Source organism: Mesorhizobium sp. WSM4814 (genome assembly GCF_055811595.1).
On record NZ_JBVVQT010000014.1, the window covers coordinates 47,970 to 65,733 of the forward strand.

Genomic DNA, 17,764 nt, shown 5'->3' on the forward strand with positions numbered 1-17,764 from the left:
CGCAAGGAGCCGTCGAACGACATGCAGAACCGGATCGTCCTCGGCATGGCAAGCCTTTGCCTCGGCGTTCTGGTGTTCTCGCTCCAGGATCCGCTGATCAAGGCCGTATCGGGCACCTATCCGGTGACCGAGGTGATGGCGATCCGCTCGATCGTCGCCCTGCCCATTCTTCTCGTGCTGGTTCATGCCGATGTCGGGCTCAGGGCGATCTTTTCGAAGCGGTTTCGCATGCTGACGATGCGCGCCTTGATCCTGTTCACCTCCTACACGCTCTACTACCTGGCGATCGCCGCCCTGCCGCTTGCCGACGCGGTGGCGCTCTATTTCATGGCACCGCTGTTCATCATGGCGCTTGCCGGCCCCTATCTCGGCGAACGGGTAGCGGGGCAGACGCTGGTCACCGTCATGGTCGGCATGCTCGGCGTGCTGGTGATGCTGCGACCCGGCGCCGGGCTGTTCGACTGGGCGGCGCTGCTGTCGCTGGCCTCGGCGGTGCTGTACGGTTTTTCGCAGTTGATGGCCCGCAAGATCGGCGACACCGAATCATCCACAGTCATGGCGTTCTATCAAAACGGCGTCTATCTCCTGGGCGCTGCGGCGGTCGCCGGGCTGTTCTGGTTGGCAGGAATAGCTCATGCCACGCATCCGAGCCTCGAATTCCTGGTCAGGCCATGGATCTGGCCGACGTCAATCGACTTCCTGACGATGGCCGCCTGCGGCGTCGTGGCTTCGGCTGGGATGATCTTGTTGTCGCAGGCCTACCGGCTGGCGCCGGCCAACGGCGTCGCCACCTTCGAATACACCGGCATCATCTGGTCGCCGCTGTGGGGCTTCCTGTTCTTTGCCGAAGTGCCGCGATCGACCACCGTCATCGGCGCCGCTCTCATCATCGGCGCCGGTCTGTTCGCGCTCAACGCCAGCCGGCGCCGGAACAGCGCGCCGGCAATCGCAGCGACCTGCGATCCGGCATGACTGCGCGGAATCTTAAGCGAAACAGGCGAGCGCCTGTTCGACGCGCGCGCGGATTTCGGCCAGCGTGAACGGCTTCTGCACGACGTCCACAATGACGCCGTTCAATTCCTCGGCGCGCTCGCGCTGGTCGGCATAGCCGGTCATCAGCAAGATCTTCATCGCCGGGAAAAGCGATGCAGCCGCCTTGGCCATTTGGATGCCGTCCATCTCCGGCATCCGGATATCCGAGACGACAAGGTCGTAGCCGCCACGTGCAGCGCGGATCAGGGCAAGCCCTTGCGCGCCGTCGGCGGCGATGTCGATCATATGCCCGGCGCGTTCGAGCGCGCGAGCAGCGAGGGTGCGGACGGACTCATCGTCCTCAACGATCAGGAGCTTTGCCATAGCCGAATGTTGGCGTGGAAAAGTTGACTTTTCCTGAACCGCAACCGCATCGAAGATAAATCTAGGCGTCGCCCTTGACGACGCCGACAAACGGCAGTTCGCGAAAGGCGTGGGCCACATCCATGCCATAGCCGACGACGAAATAGTCGGGGCAGTCGAAGCCGACATAGTCGGCGTTGAGCGTGGTCTGGCGGCGCATGCGCTTGTCGAGCAGCACGGCGATGGCGCAGCTTTTGGCGCCGCGCGACAGCATCAGGTCGCGGGTGAAGGACAGCGTCTTGCCGGATTCGAGGATGTCGTCGATCAACAGCACGTCTCGGCCGGCGACCTCATTGTCGATGTCGCGCAGCACCCTCACCTCGCCGCTGGTGGTGCCGGCGCCGTAGCTGGAGATGAAGATGAACTCGACCTCGGGCGACAGGCCGACATCGTGCATTGCGCGGATAAGGTCGGCGGCGAAGATGAACGATCCCTTCAGCACCGAAATCACCAGAAGGTCGTGATAATCGTGCCCGGCGATCTCCTTGGCGAGCTCCAGATTGCGGCGGGCGATCGCCGACGCCGAAAACAGGACCTCGATATCCTTGCCGCGCACGATTGGCATTGGCTGCCCTTCCAGAAATGATCGCCGCTAATTGGCGAAGCTGACCGAGACGGTCTTGACCCCGTTTCTAGGCACGTCGAGCCGGCTGGAAAAGCCAAATCTTTCGCCGGGCGCCAGCGAACGGTTAAATGTCGCCAGCCTGTAACGGGTTGTGCGCCTGTCATTGCCGGTGACCCGGACTTCCAGCGGTGGCAATGGCGACGGGCTGGCGCCGTCATTCGCGGCCTCGCCACCGACGAACAGGACAGGTTGCGGCCCGGACGCATCGATACGCGACGTAACGCCTGAAATGGTCAGGGCAGCGCCCGCTTGTCGCGCCGCCAGAAGAAGCGGCGTCTGGCGCACCAGTGCGTGCCCGCCCGAGATCCAGAAGGCTGCAAACGCGGCACTGAGGCCGGCGATCCAGAAGATCGGCCCGCCGCGCGACGCCCGCAGCCGTTCCATCGCCGCTACCGGCTTGCGCAGCATGTCCATGCCTTTGATCGATGGCGTGGTGATCACGCGCAAAAGCGGCGGTGAAACGCCCGTGCTGACGGTCAAACGCGGCAGCACCTCGTAGTCGGCGTCGACGATGTCACCAGGCGGATCACGCATGATGCGTGCCGGCGCAGGATTTGCGGCCGTATCGGTCATGATTTCGCCGGAAACCGGGCGCGCGGTTCGATCGTCAGCCATCGCGGCCCCAGCACTTCGCACTTGTTCGCTCTTCGTTTCTTATGCGTAAATGGAAATGGTTAACGTTTCCCCCGGAAACCCCTTGTGACGCGCCCAAAAAACCCCAAAATTAACCGCCGGTTAACCATGCCGGCCGATGGTCTTTTCTCAGAGAAGGCTGCCTCGTCGCCGCCGCAAGTTTCAGGTCGTCGAACGTGATCCGCTTCGAAAATGTCGGCCTCCGCTATGGCATGGGTCCGGAAATCCTCCGCGACATTTCCTTGCACATACCGGAGCGCTCCTTCCAGTTCCTGAGCGGCCCTTCGGGCGCCGGCAAGACGACGCTGCTGCGGCTTTTGTTCATGTCGCTCAAGCCGACGCGTGGGCTGATCACCATCTTCGGCAAAGACCGCTCGCGCATCTCGCGCGCCGAGCTGCCGCATCTGCGGCGGCGCATCGGCGTGGTGTTCCAGGACTTTCGCCTGCTCGACCACATGACGACCTATGAGAATGTGGCCTTGCCGCTGCGCGTGCGCGGGCGCGAGGAGGCCAGCTACCGCACCGATGTGACCGAGCTCTTGAAATGGGTCGGCCTTGGCGAGCGCATGCATGTGCTGCCGCCGGTGCTGTCGGGTGGCGAGAAGCAGCGCGCCGCAATCGCCAGGGCACTGATCGAGCAGCCCGAAATCCTGCTCGCCGATGAGCCGACCGGCAATGTCGATCCGCCGCTGGCGCGACGCCTGTTGCGGCTGTTCATCGAACTCAATCGGCTGGGCACCGCCGTGGTGATCGCAACGCACGACCTCGGCCTGATGGAACAGGTCGACGCACGCCGCATGATCCTGTCCGGCGGAAGGCTGGATATCTATGACTGACCTGTCCGCTCGCCATGTCGAAGACCAACACGCTGACAGGGCTGGGACGCAGCGCGTTCAGCGCAAGATGGCGCCGATCGTGCCCGCCCAGAACATCGCCGGCCGGGCGCTGGTCCTGGTGATCGCCATCATGACGTTCCTCTCCTGCCTGACCTTCGGCGCGGTGACGCTGGTGCGCGACACCGCCTCGGTCTGGGAGAACCAGATCTCACGCGAGGCGACGATCCAGATCAAGCCGATGGACGGTCTCGACATCGAGGCAGCACTTGCCCAGGCCTCGCAGATCGCCGGCGAATTCCCTGGCGTGAAGAGCGCCAGGATCGTCGACCGCGATGCCACGGCGCGGCTTTTGGAGCCCTGGCTGGGTTCGGGTCTCAACATCGACGAACTGCCGGTGCCGCGTCTGATCATCGTCACCATAGACGAGACCAACCCGCCCGATTTCGCCGCAATGCGCGCCGCGATCACGCCGAAACTGCCCAGTGCCTCGCTTGACGACCATCGCACCTGGGTCGACCGGCTGGTCGCCATGGCCCGCACCACGGTGACCATCGGCATCGCCGTGTTGGCGCTGATGCTGGCGGCAACCGTGCTGACCGTGGTGTTCGCGACGCGCGGCGCCATGGCCGGCAACGGCCACATCATCGAGGTGCTGCATTTCGTCGGCGCCGAAGCGCGCTTTATCGCGCGCGAATTCCGCCACCACTTTCTCGTCACCGGCATGAAGGGCGCCGCCGCCGGGGGTGCGGCGGCGGTGTTCGTCTTCATCGTCTTCTCGTGGTGGTCGTCGCGAAACATGGCGACGCCGCAGGCCGATCAGGCGACCGCCCTGTTCGGCAATTTCGCCATTGGTTCGGCGGGCTATCTCGGCGTTGTTCTCATGGTGCTGGTCATCGGTGCGCTGACGGCGGCAACCTCCCATGTCACCGTCGTCACCTATCTCAGCGACATCGATGTCCGCCAGCCGGACGCAGGGTGATCACGAATAGAGAATTAGCGTAACGAAATTTGTGCTTTCCGACCTACTAAACGCCGTATTTCGGAGTTAACGATAAGGACGATGGACGCGCGCGACTCGACCGGAATGGCTGGACAGTTGCCCTTGGTGATCACGCGTTCAAGCGAGCGCGTCAAGCCCGGTCGATTGGGGAGCGCGCTGCGCATCTCCGCTTTCTTTCTGCTCGTGCTGGCAACGTTGTTTGCCGGCGGCTTTGGCTGGTTCGCCAGCACCGTCAGCCGTCTCGCGACGCCCGCCAATCCGGCAAGGGCCGATGCCATCATCGTGCTGACCGGCGGCCATTCGCGTCTCGACGCGGCCATGGGCCTGCTGGCGTCCGGCAAGGGCGAGCGGCTGCTGATCAGTGGCGTGCATCCTTCCGCCAGCCGCCGCCAGCTTCAGGTCGCGACCCGCGGCGACAAGGAATTGTTTTCCTGCTGCGTCGACATCGACCGTGCCGCGCTCGACACGATCGGCAATGCCGAGGAAAGCGCCAAGTGGGTGGAAGACCACGCCTATGGCACCGTGATCCTCGTCACCAACAACTATCACATGCCGCGCAGCCTGCTGGAAATGGGCCGGCTGCTGCACAAGGCCAGGCTCGAGCCCTATCCTGTGGTCAACAGCAATCTTGGCAATGGCGGCTGGCTGACCAAGCCGAGAGCCTTGCGCGTGCTGTTCACCGAATACAACAAATATCTACTGGCGCTGGCGCGCGGCATCGTGCCGGTCAAGCCAACGCCAACCGGCATCGCGCTGGCCGAGGCTGTTGCGCCGAACTGAGCCGATCTGGAACCGGCAGCGCTATCATTCCTTGAGCGTGGCGCTTGAGACGCTGCGCAGCCGCGCGATCTCGTGTTCGAGACGTTCGATACGCTTGTCCCGCTCGGCCAGCGCCGCCGCCACATCGGCCGCTTCGAAACGCTGTGGAATGTGCTGCGGACAATTGGAATCCCAGGCCGAAACCGTGAACAGGATGATCTGCTCCGGGCGCGCCTTGTAGCCTTCCGGCATCAGCTTCGCCATCAGTTCGGCGTCCTGTTCGACGACCCGTGCGCTGCCCCAGATCTTGATGCGCTGCCGATGCGCATAGTCGATCAGGAACAGGAAAGCCCGCGGGTTGTCGTCCAGATTGCCTTGGGTGATGAATTGCTTGTTGCCGGAAAAATCGGCGAAGCCGATCGTCCGCTCGTCGAGCACCTTGAGGAAGCCGGCCGGCCCGCCGCGATGCTGGATGTAGGGCTGGCCCTCACCATTGGCCGTCGACAGGAAGACGCTGGTCTGCGCCTCGATGAAGGCGGCGAGATCGGGCGTGATATCAGCTTGCCAGCTGCCGCGCTCCTCGACGCGGGCATAGGCCTCGCGTGAGCCTTTGCGGGCCTGGATCGCCTTGACGGTTGGCGTAAAGGCGACATCGCTGGTGAAGAGGTGAGCATTCATGGAAAGCCTCCTTCAAAGGCCGAGTTCCGATAGAGAGGGATGACCGTCCGGCCGGCGGCCAAGCGGCCAATGATATTTGCGGTCGGCCTCGAGGATCGGCAGGTCGTTGATGCTGGCGATGCGCAGGCGCATCAATCCAAGCTCATCGAACTCCCAGTTCTCATTGCCGTAGCTGCGAAACCACGAGCCGCTGTGGTCGTGCCATTCATAAGCGAAACGCACGGCGATACGGTTGTCGCGGAAGGCCCAGACCTCCTTGATGAGCCGGTAGTCGCGTTCGCGACCCCATTTGCGTGTGAGGAATGTCTGGATAGCCTCGCGCCCTTGCAGGAACTCGGCCCGGTTGCGCCAGCGGCTGTCGATTGTGTAGGCAAGCGCGACCCGTGCCGGATCACGGGAGTTCCAGGCATCCTCAGCCATGCGTGCCTTCTGTGCGGCGGTCTCGGCGGTGAATGGCGGGAGCGGCGGGCGGCTTTCAGACATGGGAACTCCTTGCGACTGACTCAGGCTGCCCTGCGGGCAGAAACGACCGGAAAGTCGATTTCCGTCCTGGCGACCTCATTGACATAGTTGGTCCAGACATTGAGAGCGACATGCTGGACGATCTCGATGATCTGCGCATCGTCGTAGCCTGCGAGCCTGACGGCGCTGAGATCCTCGTCACCGATATGGCCGCGGTCGCGCGCAATCTTGGTGGCGAAACGCACGGCTGCGGCGGCCTTGGGATCGTTGGAACTGCCCGCGCGATTGGCGACCATTTCGGCATCATCAAGCTTGGCGAGATTCTTGCCGAGATAGGTGTGAGCGGAAAGGCAGTAGTTGCAGCCATTGACCTCGGCAACCGCCAGAGCAATGCGCTCGCGCGTCGGCGCGGGCAGTCGGCCTTTGGCAAGCGCTCCAGACAGGCTGAGATAGCCTTCAAGCGCAGCCGGGCTATTGGAAACAAGCCTGAAGAGGTTAGGCACGACGCCGAGTTGTTTCTCGACGGCATGTAACATCGGCTGCGACGCAGCAGGCGCGGCCTCTATGGACGCTGGTGTAGGGATACGGGGCATCGGCATTCCTTCTCGTTGATCAGCTCGCCGCCAAAACATGGCCCCTTCCATCGCTCGGATGTAGATGCCATATTTGCAACCTATCCTTCCATTTTCCGGGAGAAATATGGATCGCCTCGAGGCCATGTCGCTTTTTGTCGCCGCGGCGGAGGCCGGCAGCCTTTCGGCCGCCGGACGCCGTTTCGGCATCCCGCTTGCAACGGTCAGCCGCAAGGTCTCCGACCTGGAGCGGCATCTGAAGACGCGTCTTCTGAATCGCTCGACGCGGCAGCTGACGCTGACCGACACAGGTCACGCCTACCTTGCTGCCTGCCGTCGCATTCTCGACGAGGTCGGCGAGGCCGAGCGGACTGCCGCCGGCGAATACAGCGCCCCGACAGGCGAACTGATCATCACCGCACCGATCGTCTTTGGCCGCCTGCATGTGCTGCCGGTCGTCACCGGCTTCCTCGCTGCCTACCCCGACGTGACTATTCGGCTGATGCTTGCGGACCGGATAACCCAGTTGACCGAGGAGCACATCGATCTCGCCGTCCGCATCGGCCAGCTTCCCGACTCCAGCCTTGTGGCCACCCGCATCGGCTCGATCCGGCGCGTTGTTTGCGCGAGCCCGGCCTATCTGGCCGAGCACGGCACGCCGGAGGCGCCGAAAGACCTCGCGGCACACAACTGCGTCACCTTCGAGGGGCTCACCGCTCCCGCCGCATGGACTTTTGCCACGGGCAAGACCGACCTCACCGTTCCGATCCGCTCACGACTTCGGGTCAACACCGCGGAAGCGGCGATCGATGCCGTGATTGCCGGCATCGGGTTAACAAGGGTGCTTTCCTACCAGATCGCAGCTGCAGTGCGGTCGGGCACCCTCCGCACCGTGCTGGAGGCATTCGAGCCGCAGCCATGGCCGGTCAGCCTGGTGCATGCCGGCAATGGCCTGCTGCCGGTGAAACTGCGTGCGTTTCTCGATTTCGCCGCCCCACGCCTGAAGAAACGGCTGGTGCAAGAGACGTGGCAGGCCTGACGAACGGGCCGCGGCTTCATCAAGGCGGATCGATCTCCGGCCATCGCACGGTTTCCTTTTTGCCCGCGCTTGGTGTAACCAACGCACACCTCCTCACCGGGCTCTTCCTGCATGCTTTATGTCCGCTCGCTGGCGTTCAACTTCGTCTTCTACGTCAATCTGATCGTCCAGATGATCCTCTGGACCCCATACTATTTCCTGTCGCCACGCCACCGCGCCTGGTTCGTGCCGAAATTCTGGTCACACACCAGCATGTGGCTCTATGACAAGATCGCCGGCACCAAAAGCGAGATCACCGGCCAGGAAAACCTGCCCGAGGGTTCCTTCATCCTGGCGCCGAAGCACCAGTCCTTCTGGGATGCGATCGCCTTCTTCCCGTTCCTGCAGGATCCGATCTACATCCTCAAGCGGGAACTGACCTGGATCCCGTTCTTTGGCTGGTACATCCTGAAAATGCGGATGATCCCGGTCGACCGCGGCAGCCGCTCGAAGGCGCTGAAAGCGGTGGTCGCCGCGACCAGGCAGGAGCTGGCGCGCAATCCCCGCCAGCTGATCATCTATCCCGAGGGCACGCGCCGGGCGCCGGGTGACGAGCCGGCCTATAAATACGGCATCGTCGAGCTCTATACCCAGCTTGGCATTCCGGTGGTGCCGGTCGCCCATGTCGCCGGTCTCTACTGGCCGCGGCGGAAATTCCTGCGCTATCCCGGCACGATCAAGGCGCGCTTCCTGCCGCCGATCCCGGCGGGGTTGGGCAAGGATGAATTCATGGAACGGCTGATCGGCGAGACGGAAGCCGCCTGCGACCAGCTGCTCATCGAGGCGTCCCAGGCGCCAAACCCGCCGCCAATGCCGCCAACGGCGGTAAAGCGGCTGAGGGAACTTGGCTCCGATATCCCGACCTGAACCATCTTGCTTGGTCGGCAGTATCCCCTAGGGAATCACAGCCAGCGCCGTGGTCAAAACCAGTGTTGCCGCGAACATCAGATTGATGATCCGCGACGCCAGCGGATTGCGCAGGAAGCGCGCAAACGCTGCCCCAGCGAGAAGCCACAGGACATGGATGGCGATGATCATCGAAGCGAGGACCGCCAGCTTGAGACCTGCATCGAGCTCACCAGCGGACGACGTGCCGGCAAATACGGCGGCAATCGCCACATAGGCTTTTGGGTTGGCAACGGCCAGAAGAAACCCGCCGAGGAATGTGGGACGCGCCGCGCCGCCGGTACGCGCTGCCAGAGGCGGGGCCGTTGCTATCTTGAAGGCGAGGTAGAGGATGTAGGCTGCGGATGCCACCGCTAGGAGGGGTGTGAGCGTCGGCACAGAGGCGAGCGTGGCCGTAATGCCCGTCGCCACGACCAAAAGCACGGCGACCGTACCAAGAATGATGCCCGAGGCGTAGCGGAGCGAATCGCGCGGGCCGAAGGCGGCGCCAACGGCGGTGACGCTTATCGTCGCCGGCCCCGGACTGCCCATCACGACCGCCGATGCCAGCACAAGCGCGAGCAATTTCTGCCATAGTTCCGGATGGGAAAAGACCTGTTCGGACATCTGTATACCAGTATCCAGGCGCGATGCCGGCAATGGTATGGCAGGGCACAGCAGGCGTCTTGAACGATCGTGCAGGGAGCGTCCCGGCGCAGGCCGCGCCCGGTTCTTGGCTGCTGTTTGATCAAGCCATCGCTTCGCGCCGGCGTCTAAGCACTCGCGCTGTCGAGCTCGACGATATCGTCCGGACCGAACTCCAATGATGCGGCGCGGACGAGGCTGTCTACCTGATCCAATGTCGTGGCGCTGGCGATCGGCGCGGTGACGCCGGGCCGCGCAATCACCCAGGCGAGCGCCACTTCCGCCGGCTTGGCCGCGTGACGTCCCGATACGGCGTCGAGTGCCGCCAGGATGCGCATGCCGCGCGCGTTGAGATAGTTCTTCACGTCGTCGCCACGCGCGCTTTTGCCGAGATCGGCCTGGCTGCGGTACTTGCCGCTCAAAAACCCCTTGGCGAGGCTGAAATAGGTGATGACGCCGATCTCCTCGGCCATGCACAGATCGCGCAGCGGCCCATCGAAAGAGGCGCGATCGTAGAGATTATACTCCGGCTGCAGCACCGCATAGCGCGGCAGGCCCCGCAGGCTTGCCACGTCCAGCGCGGCGCGCAACTGGCCAGCATCGAGATTGGACGCGCCGACGTGGCGGATCTTGCCCTTGTCGAGCAGCTTCTGATAGGCGCCAAGCGTTTCCTCGTAAGGGGTGGCCGGGTCCGGCCAGTGCGACAGATAGAGATCGACGACATCGGCCTGCAGCCGCTTCAGCGACGCATCGATGGCCTTTTCGATATAGGCCGCGGAGAGGTCTTTCCTGCCCTGCCCCATGTCCGACCCGACCTTGGTGATCACCACAACCTTGTCGCGATTGCCGCGGCTTTTCATCCATTTGCCGATGATCGTTTCGGATTCACCGCCCTTGTTGCCGGGAACCCAGCGCGAATAGGCATCGGCGGTGTCGATGGCGTTGAGGCCGGCGCCGACGAACCGGTCGAGCAGGTCGAAAGAGGTTTTCTCGTCGGCGGTCCAGCCGAAGACGTTGCCACCCAGAACCAGCGGCGCGATGGACAGGTCGGTTTGACCGAGACGACGTTTCTGCAAGACTGATCTCCGTGGGGAATGGAAAGAAGCGGGCGAAAAGCCCCGTGACCGGCTTAACCTATGGCGGGCCGCACCAACGTCAAAGGGCCGGCCGACTTTTCCACCGACCAGCGCTTCACAAAGGCGCGATCCGTTTCGCCACCTCTTCCAGCCAATGGTCGCGGATCCCCAGCGCCTCGAGGTGCTCCAGCGTGCTGGACACGTAGTCCTCATTCTTTCCCGACTGGCCGACGGCGCCGCGAACGACGCTCGCCGCATCGGCCGCATCGAGCGCACCGGCATATTGCTCGTGGCTACGGTCGACGACATAGGCGACAGCCTCGACCGTCTCGCCTCCGCCCGTCTCGCCGCCATTCTCGCCCCCACCTTTGTCGGCCCCACGCGTGTCCCCCTTGTCGAGGCGAATGCTAAGCATGCGCTCGCGATAGACATTGGTGACCAACTCGCGCTCGCGCAGATAGGTGATGACCTCGTTGCGCAGATCGCCGGGGACGCGGAAAGCCAGCCCGATGCAGGAGCCGCCACGGTCGAGGCCGAGCACCAGGCCGGGCCGTTCGCGCGTGCCGCGATGCACGAAGGAGTAGACGCACAGCGAGCGGCGGTAGCCATGGAGGCGGGCCCGCCGCGTCTCGACATGCGCAAATCCCGGCCGCCAGATCAGCGAGCCGTAGCCAAAAACCCAAAAATCGCCCATATCGCCAAGCCTGGTTGCAGCACCGCACTGGAATCGGTGTTTTTTTCAATCCGTCTCCGTCTACCCGATCTTGCCGGAAACGACACCTCTGCAACACGCGCCAACGAGAGCCGCAGCATGACGTCAAATGACGAACGCCCGCCGAATTTTCTCCGCCGGCTGTTCTGGCTCGGCGTTTTCATCGTCGTGCTGTTCGGCCTCTACAGTGCCGGCTGGTTCTACCTGGCAGACAAGGTCAAGAGCGAAGCCGACATAGCGGTGGCCGAACTCAACGGCAGTGGCATCGAGGCGGACTGCGCCAATCTCACGGTCAGCGGCTACCCCTCAAGCTTCGCCGTTTCCTGCGACAGTTTGGCTTATCAGGACGACAGCAGGAACGTCGCCGCCTCGCTCGGCAGCCTCAAAGCAGTCACGCACATTACCCAGATCCTGTCCCCTGGCGCCGACCTGCGGGGGCCGCTCAGGACCTCCGTGCCGGGGATGGCGCCGCTGTGGATCGACTGGGATAATTTGCGAGCGAACGTCAAACTGTCCTGGCCCCTGCCCCGGCGCGTTTCACTGGAGGCAGAGGCTCTGTCAGCCCAGACCGATCCGGCCGATGGCACAGACCCGGTCGATCTGTTCAGCGCTGGGACAGCGGCCGGAGAATTGCGTCCGAACGGCCAGGACATCGACTATACCGGGAGTTTTACCGATCTCGAAATCGATCCGGGCGCAATCGATGGCCGCGTTCTGCCGCCGCTCGACGGCGGCGGCGACGTGACGCTGAAGAACGGCGTCGCGCTGATCAAGACACAAACAGAGAGCCTGCGCGGCCAGGCGGTGGATATCGGCAAGCTCGATCTGTCGTCGGGGAGCGCGCGCGTCACCGTTTCCGGACCGGTTTCGGTCGATGCCGACGGGCTGATCGACGCCGATTTGATGATCAAGCTCAGCGATCCGAAGGCGGTGGCGGAAATCCTCGGCAAGGCCATTCCCGAGCAGAAGAGCCAGATCAAAACCGGCTTTGCCGGGCTGGCGCTGCTTGGCAACGAACCGTCGATGCCGCTCAAGATCGTCAAGGGCAAGGCCTCGCTCGGTTTTATACCGCTGGGCAGGATCAAGCCGGTCTATTAGGCGACGATTGCGAACCTCCAGTTCGGAAAGACCATGGTCAAACAGGAAGATGGATGAACCGCCCGGTGAAGCTCCTGTGTGTTGGCGCGCTGACGCTCGATACGATCCTTCGCGTCGACACGCTTCCGGCGCGTCAGGGCAAGTTCATCGCGTCCGACGGCGTCCAGATCGCCTCGGGCATGGCTTCGAGCGCGGCCTGCGCCGCACGCCGCCTCGGCACGGAGGTATCGCTGTGGGCGAGCGCGGGAGACGACCTCGTCGGCGATCAGCTGGTCGCCGGCATTGAGGCCGAAGGCGTCGAATGCAGCTTTGTCCGGCGCGTCGCCGGCGCGCGGTCGGCACTGTCGGCCATCCTGGTCGACACCAATGGCGAGCGCATTATCGTTCCGTTCTATGACAAGCTCGCGCAGGCCGACCCCGAAGCGCTCCCCATTCAGGATCTCACCGCATTCGACGCCGTCCTGGTCGACGTGCGCTGGCCGGGCGCGGCAGCTCTGGCCCTGACGGCGGCGCGCGCAATCGGCCGTCCAGCCATACTCGACGCCGACACCGCGCCACGGGCCGTGCTGGAACGGCTGTTTCCGCTCGCCTCGCACATCGTCGCGTCGGAGCCGGCGGCGTTCATCCTCTGCGGTGAGGAGCAAGGCCCGCCGGCGGCCTGTGAAGCGCTGGCCAGACGCACCGATGCATTCGTGGCGGTGACCGGCGGCGCAGCGGGAAGCTGGTGGTTCGACCGCTCGTTGGCGTCGGTGCGCCACGTCGCGGCGCCAAGGATCAAGGCAGTGGATACGCTTGCCGCCGGCGACGTGTTTCACGGCGCCTTTGCCGTCGGGCTGGCCGAGGCCATGCCGATCGAACGGACATTGCGCTTTGCCAGCGCCGCCGCCGCGCTCAAATGCCTGCGCTTCGGCGGCAGGCTGGGCGCGCCGGACAGGGCCGAGACACTGGCGATGATGGCGGCTCACTGGCCGGATTGAGCGCGAGGCGGCCTTCAAATCGGATGGTACCGCCGCTCTATCTTTTGCTTGAGCATCGGATTTCACCTAAAACCGGTACGGGTCCGATGCTCTATCCCTTGGCCGGATGCTCGACTGCCTGCCGGCCAAAGTCCGGCACGTCGATGTCCTGGCCAGCCTCGATGATCGAGCGGCGCACGGCGCGGGTGCGGGTGAACAGGTCGAACAGCTTTTCGCCGTCGCCCCAGCGGATCGCCCGCTGCAGCGAGGCCAGATCCTCCGAGAACCGCGCCAGCATTTCGAGGATGGCATCCTTGTTGTGCAGGCAGACGTCCCGCCACATCGTCGGGTCGGACGCGGCAAGGCGCGTGAAGTCGCGAAAGCCGGAGGCCGAATATTTTATGACCTCGGACTTGGTCACCGACTCCAGATCGTCGGCGGTGCCGACGATGTTATAGGCGATGATGTGCGGCAGGTGCGAGACGATGGCCAATGTCATGTCGTGATGCTGGGGATCCATCGTGTCGATGTTGGAGCCGCAGCGGCGCCAGAATTCCGAGAGCCTTTCCAGCGCCTCGGGATCGGTGCCGGGTAGCGGCGTGAAGATGCACCAGCGGTTTTCGAACAATTCGGCAAAGCCGGCGTCCGGGCCCGATTTTTCAGTGCCGGCCAGTGGATGGCCGGGAATGAAATGCACGCCGGCAGGCACATGCGGCTGCATCTGCGCGATGACCGACGCCTTGGTCGAGCCGACATCGGTGAGGATTGCGCCCTGCTTCAGCGCCGGTGCGATTTCCTCGGCGACCTCGCCCGAAGAACCGACCGGCACCGAAACGATGACCAGGTCGGCATCGCCGACCGCCTCTTTCGCATCCGACGTGTAGAAGGAGCCGAGGCCGAGTTGTTTCGCCCGCGCCAGCGTCGTTTCGCTGCGCGTCGAGATGGCGACATGACCGGCAAGGCCTTCGCGATGGATTACTCGGGCCAGCGACGAGCCGATCAGGCCGATGCCGACCAGCGCGATCTTTTCGAACATCGGTGATGTCATGGTGTTCTAGCTTTTCAGAAATGTCGCGAGGGCGGCGACAACGCCGCGATTGGCCTCTTCGGTGCCGATGCTCATGCGCAGCGCATTCGGGAAGCCGTAGCCGGAAACGCGCCGCAATATGTAGCCGCGCGCACAGAGGTAATCGTCCGCAGCTGCCGCCGAATGTTTTTTGTCTTCGGGAAAGTGGATGAGGACGAAATTGCCGACGCTCGGCGTCACCCGCAGTCCGAGCCTGGTCAACTCCTCGCTCACCCAGGTCAGCCAGGTCTCGTTATGCGCCACGCTTCGCTCGACATGGGCACGGTCGCGGATCGCGGCAATGCCGGCCTCGATCGCCGTCGCGTTGACGTTGAAGGGACCCCGCACCCGGTTGATCGCATCGATGACATGCATCGGCGCGTACATCCAGCCGATCCGCGCGCCGCCGAGGCCGAGCTTGGAGAAGGTGCGGGTCATGACCACGTTTTCCGCGCCAGCCACCAGTTCGACGCCGGCTTCATAGTCGTTGCGGCGGACATATTCGGCATAGGCTGCATCCAGCACCAGAAGCACGTTTCGAGGCAGGCCGGCATGCAGGCGGCGCACCTCCTGGAACGGCAAATAGGTGCCGGTCGGGTTGTTGGGATTGGCAAGGAAGATGATCCGCGTACGCGGCGTTACGGTGGCAAGGATCGCATCGACGTCGGCACGCTCATTGGTTTCCTTGACCGACACCGGGACAGCACCTGCCGACTGGATGTAGATCTTGTAGACCATGAAGCCGTGTTCGGTGATCACAGCTTCATCGCCGGGTGCGAGATAGGTCTGCGCAAGCAGGCCCAGAATCTCGTCGGAACCGTTGGAACAGACGATGTTCGCCGGGTTGAGGCCATGCACCTCGGCGATCGCCTCCCGCAGGCGCCTGGCGGTGCCGTCGGGATATATGTCGAGCTTGGCCGCAACGTCGCGCGCGGCTTCTATCGCCTTCGGCGAGGGGCCGAGCGGGTTCTCGTTCGACGACAATTTATGGACCTTGGCAATGCCGGCCGGCGCCGTGCTTTTGCCCGGCACATAGGCTTCGATCTCCATGATCCCCGGGCGGGGCGTTGGACGTGCCTGATCCGATGCCTGGTTCATATTGCAAAAATCCGTCGAGAACGCTTCCGTTGCTCCAACGCGATGCGAATTTCGGATCCGCCACACTGGAAGCCGCCGCGGAAATACAAGCCGTGGCCTGGAATGTCGAGAGGCGGCAATGATCGGTGCGTGACTGGCCGTTGACGCCGAGGCGCGCCGGTCCTAAAGAAAGGCGAAATCCCGTGGTGATTTGGCCGGTCGGCTTGCAGCCACGTTAAACAACTCGCTAAAGGGCCGTTTGCATCCTGTAACCGGCTTTGCGAAGGCAATGCCGGTTTTTTTGTTGTCCGCAGCCGGCCGGACAGTCGCATCGAGCCGAAAATCGCAATCGACTTTCGGAAAACACGATGGGTTAATGTAAGAGGATGCGATGGTCGCGCTGCGCACGAAAAGAACCAACAACGAGGCCGACGAGCCGTCGAGCCCGGTGTTGCGTTTCGGTGCCGACAAGCCGCTCAAGCTCGATGCCGGCACGCTGCTGTCATCGTTCCAGATCGCCTACAAGACTTACGGCACGCTCAACGACGCCCGCTCCAACGCCATCCTCGTCTGCCATGCACTGACCGGCGACCAGCATGTCGCCAGCACCAATCCAGTGACCGGCAAGCCGGGCTGGTGGGAAGTGCTGATCGGCCCCGGCAAGATCATCGACACCAGCCGCTTCTTCGTCATCTGCTCGAACGTCATCGGCGGCTGCCTCGGCTCGACCGGCCCCGCCTCGACCAATCCCGCCACCGGCAAGCCCTACGGGCTCGACCTGCCGATCATCACCATCCGCGACATGGTGCGGGCGCAGTTGATGCTGGTCGACCATTTCGGCATCGAAAAACTGTTCTCGGTGCTCGGCGGCTCGATGGGCGGCATGCAGGTGCTACAATGGGCGTCGAGCTATCCGGAGCGCGTTTTCTCGGCGCTGCCGATCGCCACCGGCGCGCGCCATTCCTCGCAGAACATCGCCTTCCATGAGGTCGGCCGGCAAGCGGTGATGGCCGATCCCGACTGGCATGGCGGCAAATATTTCGAGCAGGGCAAGCGCCCGGAAAAAGGACTGGCCGTGGCGCGGATGGCCGCTCACATCACCTATCTGTCGGAGGCGGCGCTGCACCGGAAATTTGGCCGCAACCTGCAGGACCGTGAAGCGCTCACCTTCGGTTTCGACGCCGACTTCCAGATCGAGAGCTATCTGCGCCATCAGGGCATGACATTCGTCGACCGCTTCGACGCCAACTCCTATCTCTACATGACCCGGGCGATGGACTATTTCGACCTCGCCGCCGACCATGGCGGCCGGCTCGCCGACGCCTTTGCCGGCACCAAGACCCGTTTTTGCCTGGTCTCTTTCACCAGCGACTGGCTGTTCCCGACTGAGGAGAGCCGCTCGGTCGTTCATGCGCTGAACGCCGCCGGCGCCTCGGTGTCCTTCGTCGAGATCGAGACCGATCGCGGCCACGACGCCTTCCTGCTCGACGAACCGGAGCTATTCGCCGCCATCAACGGCTTCATCGCCTCGGCGGCCCGCGCCAGGGGGCTCAGCGCATGAGTGTCAACCACGCCCAGCGCGTCGACCTCGAAGTCGTCGCCGATCTCATCCCGCCGCAGTCGCGGGTGCTGGACGTCGGCTCCGGTGATGGCCTGCTGCTCGAATTGCTGCAGGCAACGAAGCAGGTCGACGGCCGTGGGATGGAACTGTCGCAGCGCGGCGTCAACGAATGCGTGGCACGCGGCCTGTCCGTCATCCAGGGCGACGCCGACAAGGACCTCAAATTCTATCCCGACAAGGGTTTTGATTTCGTCGTCCTGTCGCAGACCTTGCAGGCGACCCGCAACCCGAAGCTGGTGCTCGACGAGTTGCTCAGGATCGGCAAGCACGCCATCGTCTCCTTCCCCAATTTCGGCCACTGGCGGGTACGCCTTTCGCTGTTCGTCGAAGGGCGGATGCCGGTGACCAAGGACCTGCCCTATTCCTGGTACGACACGCCCAACATCCATTTCTGCACCATCCGCGACTTCGTCAATCTCTGCGAAGAGCTCGGCGCAACGGTGGAAAAGGCAACCGCGCTCGACGCCAATGGCCAGAAAATCGGCCTGTCGATGCCATGGTGGTTCTGGAATTTCTTTGGCCAGCAGGCGGTGTTCCTGCTGAAGCGATAACGGCGACCCGTCGCTTCGGCCAGCCGGCCCGAGTCCGGA

21 protein-coding genes and 1 riboswitch are annotated in these 17,764 nt (G+C 63.5%); of the genes, 10 read left to right on the forward strand and 11 right to left on the reverse strand.

The window, feature by feature from the left end:
- Window positions 1-21: 21 nt before the first annotated feature.
- Window positions 22-972 carry a DMT family transporter gene (locus tag AC0L2V_RS20460; protein ID WP_473512144.1) on the forward strand — a complete coding sequence of 317 codons (951 nt, stop codon included), beginning with the start codon at window positions 22-24 and terminating at the stop codon, window positions 970-972.
- Window positions 973-984: 12 nt separating this feature from the next.
- Here the strand turns inward: AC0L2V_RS20460 and AC0L2V_RS20465 are convergent, their stop codons facing one another.
- The 3 genes from AC0L2V_RS20465 to AC0L2V_RS20475 all read right to left on the reverse strand — a co-directional run bounded on the left by AC0L2V_RS20465 (window position 985) and on the right by AC0L2V_RS20475 (window position 2,635).
- Window positions 985-1,356: a response regulator gene (locus AC0L2V_RS20465; protein ID WP_027153386.1), complete on the reverse strand. Its 372-nt coding sequence runs from the start codon at window positions 1,354-1,356 to the stop codon at window positions 985-987.
- 61 nt (window positions 1,357-1,417) lie between these two features.
- Window positions 1,418-1,960 carry a hypoxanthine phosphoribosyltransferase gene (gene hpt, locus AC0L2V_RS20470; protein ID WP_023797214.1) on the reverse strand — a complete coding sequence of 181 codons (543 nt, stop codon included), beginning with the start codon at window positions 1,958-1,960 and terminating at the stop codon, window positions 1,418-1,420.
- Between the two features lie 27 nt (window positions 1,961-1,987).
- Window positions 1,988-2,635: a hypothetical protein gene (locus tag AC0L2V_RS20475; protein WP_473521010.1), complete on the reverse strand. Its 648-nt coding sequence runs from the start codon at window positions 2,633-2,635 to the stop codon at window positions 1,988-1,990.
- A gap of 194 nt (window positions 2,636-2,829) precedes the next feature.
- Between AC0L2V_RS20475 and ftsE the strand changes: the two genes are divergently transcribed.
- The 3 genes from ftsE (at window position 2,830) to AC0L2V_RS20490 (ending at window position 5,269) form a co-directional block, all read left to right on the forward strand.
- Window positions 2,830-3,489, forward strand: a complete 660-nt coding sequence (gene ftsE / locus AC0L2V_RS20480; RefSeq protein WP_023797212.1) for a cell division ATP-binding protein FtsE — start codon at window positions 2,830-2,832, stop codon at window positions 3,487-3,489.
- Window positions 3,482-4,468, forward strand: coding sequence for a cell division protein FtsX (locus tag AC0L2V_RS20485; protein WP_128168726.1), 987 nt, complete (start codon window positions 3,482-3,484; stop codon window positions 4,466-4,468). The genes ftsE and AC0L2V_RS20485 overlap by 8 nt, the downstream gene beginning before the upstream one ends.
- Window positions 4,469-4,549: 81 nt before the next feature.
- Window positions 4,550-5,269, forward strand: a complete 720-nt coding sequence (locus AC0L2V_RS20490; RefSeq protein ID WP_473521011.1) for a YdcF family protein — start codon at window positions 4,550-4,552, stop codon at window positions 5,267-5,269.
- A gap of 24 nt (window positions 5,270-5,293) precedes the next feature.
- On the opposite strand, the gene AC0L2V_RS20495 is transcribed toward AC0L2V_RS20490, so the two are convergent.
- From AC0L2V_RS20495 to AC0L2V_RS20505, 3 genes are read right to left on the reverse strand one after another with little or no spacing between them, the layout of a single operon-like run.
- A complete protein-coding gene (locus AC0L2V_RS20495; RefSeq protein ID WP_091593088.1) occupies window positions 5,294-5,926 on the reverse strand; it encodes a pyridoxamine 5'-phosphate oxidase family protein in 633 nt (210 codons plus the stop codon).
- 12 nt (window positions 5,927-5,938) lie between these two features.
- Window positions 5,939-6,409: a nuclear transport factor 2 family protein gene (locus tag AC0L2V_RS20500; RefSeq protein WP_023797208.1), complete on the reverse strand. Its 471-nt coding sequence runs from the start codon at window positions 6,407-6,409 to the stop codon at window positions 5,939-5,941.
- A 20-nt stretch (window positions 6,410-6,429) separates the two neighbouring features.
- A complete protein-coding gene (locus tag AC0L2V_RS20505; RefSeq protein WP_023797207.1) occupies window positions 6,430-6,981 on the reverse strand; it encodes a carboxymuconolactone decarboxylase family protein in 552 nt (183 codons plus the stop codon).
- Window positions 6,982-7,087: 106 nt separating this feature from the next.
- Here AC0L2V_RS20505 and AC0L2V_RS20510 point away from each other — a divergent pair, with 106 nt between their 5' ends.
- Complete coding sequence (locus AC0L2V_RS20510; protein WP_473521012.1) at window positions 7,088-7,999, forward strand: LysR family transcriptional regulator; 912 nt, start codon at window positions 7,088-7,090, stop codon at window positions 7,997-7,999.
- 111 nt (window positions 8,000-8,110) lie between these two features.
- The gene (locus tag AC0L2V_RS20515; protein WP_473521013.1) at window positions 8,111-8,905 is read left to right on the forward strand and encodes a lysophospholipid acyltransferase family protein; all 795 of its coding nucleotides are present in this window, start codon (window positions 8,111-8,113) and stop codon (window positions 8,903-8,905) included.
- Window positions 8,906-8,932: 27 nt separating this feature from the next.
- On the opposite strand, the gene AC0L2V_RS20520 is transcribed toward AC0L2V_RS20515, so the two are convergent.
- The 3 genes from AC0L2V_RS20520 to AC0L2V_RS20530 all read right to left on the reverse strand — a co-directional run bounded on the left by AC0L2V_RS20520 (window position 8,933) and on the right by AC0L2V_RS20530 (window position 11,338).
- Window positions 8,933-9,550: a LysE family translocator gene (locus tag AC0L2V_RS20520; RefSeq protein ID WP_473521014.1), complete on the reverse strand. Its 618-nt coding sequence runs from the start codon at window positions 9,548-9,550 to the stop codon at window positions 8,933-8,935.
- Window positions 9,551-9,696: 146 nt separating this feature from the next.
- The gene (locus AC0L2V_RS20525; RefSeq protein ID WP_473521015.1) at window positions 9,697-10,644 is read right to left on the reverse strand and encodes an aldo/keto reductase; all 948 of its coding nucleotides are present in this window, start codon (window positions 10,642-10,644) and stop codon (window positions 9,697-9,699) included.
- 115 nt (window positions 10,645-10,759) lie between these two features.
- Complete coding sequence (locus AC0L2V_RS20530) at window positions 10,760-11,338, reverse strand: gamma-glutamylcyclotransferase (protein WP_473521016.1); 579 nt, start codon at window positions 11,336-11,338, stop codon at window positions 10,760-10,762.
- A gap of 117 nt (window positions 11,339-11,455) precedes the next feature.
- Here AC0L2V_RS20530 and AC0L2V_RS20535 point away from each other — a divergent pair, with 117 nt between their 5' ends.
- Together AC0L2V_RS20535 and AC0L2V_RS20540 are read left to right on the forward strand one after the other, a co-directional pair.
- Window positions 11,456-12,454: a DUF2125 domain-containing protein gene (locus AC0L2V_RS20535; RefSeq protein ID WP_473521017.1), complete on the forward strand. Its 999-nt coding sequence runs from the start codon at window positions 11,456-11,458 to the stop codon at window positions 12,452-12,454.
- Window positions 12,455-12,507: 53 nt separating this feature from the next.
- Complete coding sequence (locus AC0L2V_RS20540) at window positions 12,508-13,431, forward strand: sugar kinase (protein ID WP_473521018.1); 924 nt, start codon at window positions 12,508-12,510, stop codon at window positions 13,429-13,431.
- Window positions 13,432-13,522: 91 nt separating this feature from the next.
- Here AC0L2V_RS20540 and AC0L2V_RS20545 read toward each other — a convergent pair whose 3' ends face one another.
- Complete coding sequence (locus tag AC0L2V_RS20545; protein WP_419694883.1) at window positions 13,523-14,458, reverse strand: prephenate/arogenate dehydrogenase family protein; 936 nt, start codon at window positions 14,456-14,458, stop codon at window positions 13,523-13,525.
- A 6-nt stretch (window positions 14,459-14,464) separates the two neighbouring features.
- Window positions 14,465-15,574 (reverse strand): histidinol-phosphate transaminase, encoded by a 1,110-nt coding sequence (hisC, locus tag AC0L2V_RS20550; RefSeq protein ID WP_473521019.1) that lies wholly within the window; start codon window positions 15,572-15,574, stop codon window positions 14,465-14,467.
- Between the two features lie 172 nt (window positions 15,575-15,746).
- Window positions 15,747-15,824, forward strand: a riboswitch (SAM riboswitch).
- Between the two features lie 120 nt (window positions 15,825-15,944).
- On the opposite strand from hisC, the gene metX reads away from it, so the two are divergent.
- Window positions 15,945-17,114 carry a homoserine O-acetyltransferase MetX gene (gene metX, locus AC0L2V_RS20555; RefSeq protein ID WP_473521020.1) on the forward strand — a complete coding sequence of 390 codons (1,170 nt, stop codon included), beginning with the start codon at window positions 15,945-15,947 and terminating at the stop codon, window positions 17,112-17,114.
- Window positions 17,111-17,725, forward strand: a complete 615-nt coding sequence (metW, locus tag AC0L2V_RS20560; RefSeq protein WP_023797197.1) for a methionine biosynthesis protein MetW — start codon at window positions 17,111-17,113, stop codon at window positions 17,723-17,725. The genes metX and metW overlap by 4 nt, the downstream gene beginning before the upstream one ends.
- Window positions 17,726-17,764: the final 39 nt, after the last annotated feature.